The following is a 7,231-nucleotide window of genomic DNA, read 5'->3' as shown; positions in this document are numbered from 1 at the left end:
GTCGGGGGTGCTCACGCCTCCACCGCCGACCAGGCCAAGACCTGCGCCAAGGTCAGCCCCTACAGGACGGTGAACCTCAACGGCGTCCCCATGACACCGGCCCAGGCGTACGCCGCGGCGCGCAGCACGCCCGACTCCGACGCCTGACCGGCGGCCGTCCCGGCGGTACAGCGGAGGAGTGTTTCTGTTGCAGTTTTGCGCAATCAAGCAGATATGATCGTCGCGGCGGCGTGCATCGTCTCGGGATCGAACGGAGTCCTCCATGGCTCACCTGGCTCACAGCCGGCCGTACGACCCGCAGGCGACCGCCTCTGAGTGCGAAAGCCGGAGGACGCTTTCATGACCGGTGCGAACAGCTTCACCGTCTCGGGCTATGGCCCCGAGCGCCCCGCCTGGACGCGGCTTTTCGCGCGCGACTCCATCATCCGCCGGCTGGACTGGCCGATACTGCTGGCCGCCCTCGCCCTGTCGTGCATCGGTTCGCTGCTGGTGTACTCCGCGACGCGCAACCGCACCGAGATCAACCAGGGCGACCCGCACTACTTCCTCGTCCGGCACCTCATGAACCTCGGCATCGGGTTCGTCCTGATGATCGGCACGGTGTGGCTGGGGCACCGCGCCCTGCGCAACGCGGTGCCCATGCTCTACGGGATTTCAGTGCTCGGGGTACTGCTGGTGCTCACCCCGCTCGGTGCCACCATCAACGGCAACCGCAACTGGATCGTCCTGGGCGGCGGTTTCTCCCTGCAGCCCTCGGAATTCGTGAAGGTCACCATCATCCTGGGCATGGCGCTGCTCCTCGCGGCCCGGGTCGACGCGGGTGACAGGACGTACCCCGACGGCCGCACGGTGATCCAGGCGCTGGGGCTGGCCGCCGTGCCGATCATGGTCGTGATGATGATGCCGGACCTCGGCTCGACGATGGTCATGACGGTCACGATCCTGGGCGTGCTGCTCGCATCCGGCGCCTCCAACCGCTGGGTCTTCGGTCTGCTCGGCATGGGTGTCCTCGGTGCCGTCGCCGTGTGGCAGCTGCACCTCCTGGACCAGTACCAGATCAACCGCTTCGCCGCCTTCGCCGACCCGAGCCTGGACCCGTCCGGAGTCGGTTACAACACCAACCAGGCCCGCATCGCCATCGGTTCCGGCGGTCTGACGGGCCAGGGGCTCTTCCACGGCGCGCAGACCAGCGGTCAGTTCGTCCCGGAGCAGCAGACCGACTTCGTGTTCACGGTCGCCGGGGAGGAACTGGGCTTCGTGGGCGGGATCCTGATCATCTCCCTGATCGGAGTGATCCTGTGGCGCGCCTGTCGCATCGCCCGGGAGACGACCGAGTTGTACGGCACGATCATCGCCGCCGGCATCGTCGCCTGGTTCTCCTTCCAGTCCTTCGAGAACATCGGCATGTCGCTCGGCATCATGCCGGTGGCGGGAATTCCGCTGCCGTTCGTCTCCTACGGCGGTTCCTCGATGTTCGCGGTGTGGGTGGCGGTCGGTCTGCTGCAGTCGATCCGGGTGCAGCAGACGAGGCCGTGACGTCACCGCTCCGTCCGGGAGGCGGTGACGAGGGCGTACCGGAGATGTGGCCGGATCAGCTCTGCGCGTTTCCCGGTTCCGGCGGTGGCGGAGGCAGGGGCGGCAGGCAGGTGTCGTAGAGCCAGGCGCGCAGCAGGGGTTCGACCACCCTCGGCATGGTCCGGCCGGCGTGGGCGACGAAGGCGGCGGTGTCGGCGCTTTCGCCGCGGTGGGCGTGGTGCCAGCCGCGCAGCATCGGGAAGAAGCGGTCGTCTCCCATCGTCAGGCGCAGCGCGTGCAGTGTGCACGCGCCCCGGTTGTACACCCGGTCGTCGAAGATGCGGTCGGGGCCGGGGTCGGCGATCCGCAGCCCCGTGCCCTGCCGGGCGAGGGTTCGCCAGGCCGCCCGGGCGATGGTGTCGGCGGAGTCCTCGCCGATGTGCTCCGACCACAGCCATTCCCCATAGGTGGCGAAGCCCTCGTTGAGCCAGATGTCCCGCCAGTCGCGCAGGCTGACGCTGTTGCCGTACCACTGGTGGACGAGTTCGTGGGCCACCAGCGTCTCCCAGGTGCGCGCGCCGTCGATGTGGTTGCGGCCGAAGACGGACGCCGTCTGGTTCTCCACCGGCTGGTCCAGGTCGGCGTCCACGACGACGGCGCCGTACGTCTCGAAGGGGTACGGCCCGAACCACCGGGTGAACGTCTCGAACATCTCCGGCTGGCGGCCCAGATCGTGCCGGGCCCGGCCGGACAGGTGGACGGGGTAGGCGTTGCGGCCCGTGACCGGGCGGCCGGTCGCGCTGTCCGTGGCCTGCCAGGTCTCTTGCGTAAAGCGGCCGGTGTACAGCGCGGCGAGGTAGGGGGCCATGGGACCCCTGTGGTGGTACGTCCAGCACTCGGCGGTGTCCGAGGTGCGCCACTCCAGCAGGGCTCCGTTGGCGAGCGCCTGGTGGCCGCGGGGCACGGTCACCCGGAAGGTGAACTCGGCCTTGTCGTCCGGCCGGTCGTTGCACGGGAACCACGACGGGGCGCCCAGCGGCTGGGCGGCCACCAGGGTGCCGTCGTGTGCGTCGCCCGTGCGGTCCCAGCCGATCTGCCCGAACGGTGTGCGGACCGGGCCGGGCCGGCCGCCGTAGCCGATCTCCAGGGTGAAGGGGGTACCCGCCGGGATCGGGCGCGGCGCGGGCAGCAGCAGTTTGTGCCCCTTCCGGCCGGGCCGTACGGCGGCCCCGTCGACCATCGCCTCGTGCACGGAGAGCTTCGCCAGGTCGAGGTTGACCTGACGCAGCGTCCGCTCGGCCACCGCGCGGATGCGCGCCCGGCCCTCCAGCCTGCCGGCGGCCGGGTCATAGGCCAGGTGGAGGTCGTAGGCGAGCGTGCGGTGATCGTGGCTGCCGTGGCCGGCGAAGTAGCGCGGCGCCGGCTTCGGCAGGCCGTCCGCGGCCATCGCCGCCAGCGGGGCGAGCGCCGCGCCCCGGACCAGGGCGCGGCGGCTGCACCAGGTCATGCCGTCTCCTCCTCGACTAGCCGGGCGGCGGGGTCGGCCGCGGGGACGCCGGCGATGGGGTTGCCGGCCCAACGGGTGCCGTCGGGCACCGTCTCCCCGCGCATCACCAGGGACGCCGCGGCGATGGACGTACCGGTGCCGATCGTGGTGCCGGGCAGGGCGATGCTGTGCGGGCCCAAGGAGGCGCCGGCGGCCAGGCGCACGCTGTCCATCCGCATGATCCGGTCGTGGAAGAGGTGGGTCTGCAGCACGCAGCCACGGTTGACGGTGGCGCCGTCCCCGATGCTGACCAGATCTGTCTCCGGCAGCCAGTACGTGTCGCACCACACCCCGCGTCCGATGCGCGCGCCGAGGCTGCGCAGCCACCAGTTCACCACGGGCGTACCCAGGTGCGCGGCGATGCCCCACGGCACCGCCAGCACCTCCACGAACGTGTCGAACAACTCGTTGCGCCACACGAACGACGACCACAGGGGCCGCTCCACCGGACGGAACCGGCCCACGAGCAGCCACTTGGCGGCGGTCGTGGTCAGGCAGGCCGCCAGGGACGCGGCCAGGAGCAGCGGAACGCCCGCGAGTGCCGCCAGGGACAGGCCGCCCACGTCCAGGGCCCTCTGCTGCGCCAGCAGCAGGCCCTCGGCCAGCAGTGTGCCGAGGATCACCGGCAGCACGCGGCACGCCTCGACGGCCGCGCGGGCCGCCACCAGCCGACTGGGCGGGGCGAACGTCCGCGCCGAGTCGCCGTCCTCGGCCACGCGGGGCAACGGCATCGCGGGCCGGCCGATCCACGACGACCCTGGTTCGGTGCGCACCGGTGCGTCGGACAGCACACCCACCAGGGCGTGGTCGGCCACCTCACGGCCGGCGCCGACGATGCCGGAGTTGCCGACGAAGGCCCGCCTGCCGATCCGCACGGCTCCCAACCGCATCCAGCCGCCGCGCAGTTCGAAGGGCGCCACGAGCGTGTCGTCGGCGAGGAACGCCCCGTCCTCGACCCGGAGCAGCGACGGCAGCGGCAGCACGGTCGAGATCTCGGCGCCGCTGCCGACCCGGGCGCCCAGGAGGCGCAGCCAGGCCGGCGTGGCGAGGCTCGCGTAGAGCGGGAACAGGCTGCCCCGAGCGCCGTCGAGCAGCCGCGTCACCAGCCACGCCCGCCAGGCCACGCCCCCGTCGGCGCGGTGCAGGCCGGGCGTGATCGCGCGGCTCGACAGGCGCACGGTGAGCGCGGTGAGGAGCATGCCGCACACGGTGGTCAGCACGGCGAACAGGGGTGCGGCGGCGAGCAGCCGCCAGGTCGCCCCGGACAGGGTGGCCGTGCCGCGCACCAGCAGCCAGGTGACGGCGAGCGCCGGGGCGGCGGCCAGCAGCGACAGCAGCGGCAGCAGGGTGAGGGACAGCGCGTAGGCGAGATGCCAGCGGCGCCGGCGGTCGGCCGGCGGGGCGGGCCAGGCCGGGTCCGCGAGGCATTCGGTGGGCGCGGCCGGGCGGGCGGGGGAGCCGGTCCATACCTGGCCGTCGGGGATGCGGCCGTCCAGGCAGCCGCCGGCGGCGAGTTCCGCACCGCGGCCGAGGACCGCGCCGGGCAGCAGGGTGCTGCGGTGGCCCACCCGGGCGTCCGCGCCGACGACGACCCTGCCGACGTGCAGCCTGTCGCCGTCGAGCCACCAGCCTGCGATGTCCGCCTCCGGTTCGACGCTGCACCCGTCGCCCAGCTCGGCCAGGCCCGTCACCGGGGGCATGGCGTGGAGCCGTATGTCCCGCCCGGTGCGGCAGCCGAGGATCCGGGCGTACCGCGCGGCCCACGGGGTGCCGAGCAGGGACGGCACGCCGAACGCGGCGACCGCACGCTCCGCACTCCACAGGCGCAGGTGGACGGCGCCGCCGCGCGGATGGGCGCCCGGAGCGATCGAGCCGGCCAGAGCGCGGGCGAGGGCCGCTCCGAGCAGGCAGCGCACGGGCGCGCTGAACAGCAGCACCCACCCGGCCAGGACCAGCCACCACGACGTGTGCGGCGCCCATCGGTGCGGCGCGATCCAGCCGAGGACGTCGTCCGCCGCGGCCAGCCCGACCAGGCCCCGCAGCCCGGTGACGCCGTAACCGGCCAGGGAGACGAGGAACTGCACCACCGCGGTCCGCCGGGGCACCGGCCGGGCGGGGCGCACCTCCTGCGCGGCGCCGGTCAGGGAGTCGAGATGGTCGGCCATGCTCTGCAGCACCGGATGCCGGTAGAGGTCGGCGACCGACAGGCCCGGGTGGTCCCGGCGCAGCATCGAGGCCATCCGGGCGGCGGTCAGGCTGGTGCCGCCCAGCTGGACGAAGTCGCTGCCCGGGCCGGGCCGCAGGCCCAGCAGTTCCTCCCAGACGTCCGCCAGCCGGGCAGCGGTCCCGTGCAACCGGTGGGCCGCCTCGTCGTGCCCGGCACCGGCCAGCGGCACCGGCCAGGGCAGCGCCTTGCGGTCCACCTTTCCGGACGCCCGAGTGGGCAGGTCCGCCACCTCGGCCAGCACGGGCACCAGCGGTGCGGGCAGCCGCTCGCCCAGCAGCGCCCTGGCCTTGTCGACGTCGAAGACCGAGCGGCCGTCGGCGGTCTCCTGCGCGACGACGTAGCCGACCAGCACCTGGGCGCCGGCCGCGGTGGCCTGCACGGCCGCCGCCGCGCCGCGCACCCCGGGCAGGGCGAGCAGGGCCGTGTCGATCTCGCCGAGTTCGACACGGCGTCCGCCGAGCTTGACCTGGTCGTCGGCGCGACCGAGGAACACCAGTCCCTCGGCATCGGCGCGCACCAGGTCGCCCGAGCGGTAGGCGCGCGGCGAGCCCAGCGCCGGGCACGGCCGGAAGCGCTCCGCGTCCTTGACGGGGTCGAGGTAGCGGCCGGTTCCGGCGCCGGCGATGACCAGTTCGCCCTGCTCGCCGAAGGCGACGGGATTCCCGGCCTCGTCCACCACCGCCAGCTCCCAGCCGGCGAGCGGCAGTCCGATGCGCACCGGCTGCCCGGGCTCCAGCCGGGCGGCGCAGGCCACGACGGTGGTCTCCGTGGGGCCGTAGGTGTTCCACATCTCCCGCTCGGGGCGGGCGAACCGTTCGACGAGTCCGGGCGGGCAGGCCTCGCCGCCCAGGATCAGCAACCGGACCCGGCGCAGCGCCTCCTCCGGCCACATCGCCAAGAGCGTGGGCACCGTGGAGACGGCGGTGATGCCGCGGGCGTCCAGCCAGGGGCCGAGTTCGAGCCCGGCGCGCACCAGGGACCGTTCGGCCGGCACCAGGCAGGCGCCGGAGCGCCAAGCGAGCCACATCTCCTCGCAGGAGGCGTCGAAGGCGACCGAAAGGCCCGCCAGGACGCGGTCGCCGGGGCCGAGAGGCCGGCCGCGCAGGAACAGCTCGGCCTCTGCGTCGACGAAGGCCGCGGCGGAGCGGTGGGTGACGGCCACGCCCTTGGGCGCGCCGGTCGAGCCGGACGTGAAGATGATCCAGGCGTCGTCCGCGGGCGCGGGCGCGGCGGTGGAGCCCGTGGCCGCTCCGGATGGCGGTACCAGCTCGGCGGGTTGCGGGTGCGGCCCGAGGACGTGGCACACGCCGGCCTCGCTGAACACGGTCGCGGCGCGCTCCTCGGGGTCGTCGGCGTCGACCGGGACGTAGGCCGCACCGCAGTGCAGGACCGCGAGGATCGACAGGTACAACTCCGCGGTACCCGATGGCACTCGTACGCCCACCCGGTCGCCGGGGCCGATGCCCCGCTCGGTGAGCCGCCGCGCGCGGGCGTGGGCCTCGGCGCGCAGCTCCCGGTAGGACAGCACCTCGGCACCCGTGTCCAGCGCGGGTGCGTGCGGGTGCAGCTCGGCGGTCGCCTCCAGGACGTCGACGAGCGTGCGGGGTGGCGCGGCTGCCGCGGAGCGGAACAGGGCGCGGTTCCTCGGGACTCCCGGGGAGGGGTGTGAGGTATCGAGTGCGGTCGAGGTCAAGGTCGTGCCTTTGGGTTTCCATGTCCGACGGGCCGGTGGGCCCTTTACGGCCTGTCAGACACCCTTTGCCGCGGGACACGTTCACCAACTCGGTGCAATTGATTCACAACCTGCCCATGGGGGGAAATTGATGAACCAAATACCAGAATTCACTCTGCCGTACCCTGGCACCGTTCCTGCGCCCCCGCGCCGGGGCAGGACGGCGGGACACTTCTGCCGCCGCTTCGGGACCCCGCAGCCCGCCTCGGCT

Annotated in this window: 3 protein-coding genes and 1 pseudogene; 2 read left to right on the top strand and 2 right to left on the bottom strand. The window is 73.3% G+C overall.

The genetic code is table 11. The annotated features are described in order from the left end of the window. Positions 1–147: pseudogene (locus tag ACFYZB_RS35605) on the top strand (LytR family transcriptional regulator); the annotation flags it as partial. Between the two features lie 192 nt (positions 148–339). Further along, positions 340–1,536: a rod shape-determining protein RodA gene (gene rodA / locus ACFYZB_RS35600; RefSeq protein WP_388765551.1), complete on the top strand. Its 1,197-nt coding sequence runs from the start codon at positions 340–342 to the stop codon at positions 1,534–1,536. 55 nt (positions 1,537–1,591) lie between these two features. Here rodA and ACFYZB_RS35595 read toward each other — a convergent pair whose 3' ends face one another. Together ACFYZB_RS35595 and ACFYZB_RS35590 are read right to left on the bottom strand one after the other, a co-directional pair. Beyond that, positions 1,592–3,022, bottom strand: a complete 1,431-nt coding sequence (locus ACFYZB_RS35595) for a M1 family metallopeptidase (RefSeq protein WP_388765549.1) — start codon at positions 3,020–3,022, stop codon at positions 1,592–1,594. After that, entirely contained in the window at positions 3,019–6,981 is a 3,963-nt protein-coding gene (locus tag ACFYZB_RS35590; RefSeq protein WP_388765548.1) for a Pls/PosA family non-ribosomal peptide synthetase, read from the bottom strand. Before ACFYZB_RS35590 ends, ACFYZB_RS35595 begins: the two co-directional genes overlap by 4 nt. Positions 6,982–7,231 lie beyond the last annotated feature (250 nt).

The sequence above is a fragment of the Streptomyces sp. NPDC001852 genome (genome assembly GCF_042891825.1).
Taxonomy (GTDB): domain Bacteria; phylum Actinomycetota; class Actinomycetes; order Streptomycetales; family Streptomycetaceae; genus Streptomyces.
The sequence above is the reverse complement of the archived record's forward strand: the minus strand, read 5'-3'. Positions and strand labels throughout refer to the sequence as shown.